At 73.7% G+C, this 1,678-nt stretch carries 2 protein-coding genes; both read right to left on the bottom strand.

Annotated features, from left to right (window positions below):
• A partial coding sequence (locus AC1D15_RS30885; RefSeq protein ID WP_477829035.1) for a ligand-binding sensor domain-containing protein occupies positions 1-791 on the bottom strand: 791 nt, incomplete at its 3' end.
• Positions 788-1,678 (bottom strand): ATP-binding protein (locus tag AC1D15_RS30890; RefSeq protein WP_477829036.1); only part of this gene is annotated, 891 nt, incomplete at its 5' end. The genes AC1D15_RS30885 and AC1D15_RS30890, both read right to left, overlap by 4 nt.

A 1,678-nucleotide genomic window follows, 5' to 3' on the forward strand; every position in this document is an offset into this window, starting at 1 on the left:
TCCTCGAGCAGCGGATAGTTCGCCACCGGATCCTCGACGAACTGCGCATCGCCGCGCTCGACGAAGCGCTCTGCACCGGCCGGCAGCTGCACGATGCCGCTCGAACTGCGGGCCCACAGTGCGCCCTCGCGGCTGCGCAGCAGCCGCGACCAGCGCTGGCGCGGCACGCCGCGCCCGGCGTCCCAGACCTCCAGCTGCCCCGCATGCAGGCGGCACAGCGCTTCGCCGCAGCCGAGCCAGAGCTCATCGTCGCCGGTCGCGAGCACGCTCTCCAGCTGGCGCAGGGGCGCCTGCACGGTCGCCGGGCCGTCACTCACCCGCCAGTGCTCGCCGTCATCGGGGCTGCTGACCACGAGCAGCCGACCATCCCCGTCGATCRCCCACAGCCGGTCCGCGCCGGCCGCCGCGAGACCCTGCGGGAAGAAGACGGTGATCGGCCTCCCTTCGCGATCGACGCGGCGCAACGCGCCCTTCTGCAACACGAACAGCCCGTCAGTGGTGCCGACCCAGACGCGACCGGCCGCATCGGCAGCGAGCGCGTTGACCTCGATCAATCCCTGCTCGGCCCCGATGCGCTCGAAGCGCTCGCCATCGAAGCGGTAGAGGCCGTTCTCGGTACCGACCCACAGGAAGCCGGCACGGTCCTGCGCCAGCGCACGTGCCGCCAGGTTGTCCAGCCCGTCGGCCTGGCCGTACTCGCGCAGCGACATCTGCTCGGCCTGCGCGGCGAAGGCCATGCCGGCGAGGCAGGCCAGCAACCAGATCTTCCAGGTCCACCCGCGGCGGGTCATGCAGCCGCCTCGAAGCGCACCGTGGCGCGCAGGCCGCCGAGCGGCGAGTCGCCGAGCGTGACGCTCGCGCCGTGCTGCTGCGCGACGCCGCGCACGATCGCAAGGCCGAGGCCGGTGCCCGATTCCTCGTGCTCGGCGCGGCGGTAGAAGCGGTCGAACACGCGCTCGCGGTCGCCCGGTGGAATGCCGGGGCCGGCGTCGTCGACCTGCAGGATCGCGGCGCCCTCCTCGATCGCCACGTGCAGCTCGATGCGCGAGCCCGGCGGCGAGTAGCGCACCGCGTTGTCCGCGAGGTTGCGCGCCAGCACCGACAGCGCGTTGCGATCGCCCTGCACGAACACCGGTTCATCCGCGAACAGTTCGAAGTCGGCGCCGCGCGACAGCGCGAACGCCGCGGTGTCGACCAGCGCCTGGCGCACCACCTCGGCCAGGTCCACGCGCTCGGTGGCGGCGGGCGCGGCGCCGGGCTCGGTGCGTGCGAGCGTCAGCAGCTGCTCGACCAGCCGTGCCGAGCGGTCGATGCCGTGGCTCAGTGCGTCGATGGCCTGCTGGCGCTGCGCGTCGTCGGGCGCGCGCTTCAGCAGCTCCAGCTGCAGCTTCAGCGCCGTCAGCGGCGAGCGCAGCTCGTGCGCCGCGTCGGACACGAACGCGCGCTGCGTGTCGAGCGAATGGCCCAGGCGCTGCAGCAGCGCGTTCAGCGCGCCGACCAGCGGCGCCACCTCGTCCGGCAGGCCGTGCTGCGGCAGGGGCTCCAGCAGTTGCTCGCCGCGTTCGCGCAGCTGCCCTGCGACGCGGCGCAACGGGCGCAGCGTGAGCGCCGCGATCCAGCCCATCGCCAGCGCCATCACCGGCGCCAGCAGCAGCAGCGGCGCGACGCTGCGCAGCGC

The sequence above is a fragment of the Rhizobacter sp. P2_H2 genome (assembly GCF_056403375.1).